1 protein-coding gene is annotated in these 313 nt (G+C 21.7%); it reads right to left on the bottom strand.

The genetic code is table 4. The features are described from left to right. Positions 1-293, bottom strand: a 293-nt coding sequence (locus KQ878_RS03765) for a hypothetical protein (protein ID WP_216567980.1), incomplete at its 3' end; no start/stop codon positions are given. Positions 294-313 lie beyond the last annotated feature (20 nt).

The raw sequence follows: 313 nt of genomic DNA, 5'->3' as shown, positions 1-313 counted from the left end.
TTTACTTTATTATAAAAATCTTCAGCATCATTCTTGTATTTTTCTTTAAACACATTTTTTAATGCGTTTAAAATAATTTCTTCATTATGGCTATCTAAATAGTGTTTATATTTTTCTTTTTCGTTAATAAAATATGTATTTTGATAAGCGTAATTTAATTTCACTTCATCGAATTCATTGTCAAAAGCAATATGTAAGTCACTATTTATTCATTGATACTCATTGCCTGGTAATGAATTTTGTTTAGATAATATAAATTCTTTTTCTTGTACGGTTTTTTTGTATTTATTCATTTGTTCTTTATGAATTTGTT

This window comes from Mycoplasma zalophidermidis (genome assembly GCF_018913985.1).
In the GTDB taxonomy this organism is placed as follows: domain Bacteria; phylum Bacillota_I; class Bacilli_A; order Mycoplasmatales; family Metamycoplasmataceae; genus Mycoplasmopsis; species Mycoplasmopsis zalophidermidis.
Note: the sequence above shows the minus strand (reverse complement) of the source record. Positions and strands in the feature narration are given on the sequence as shown.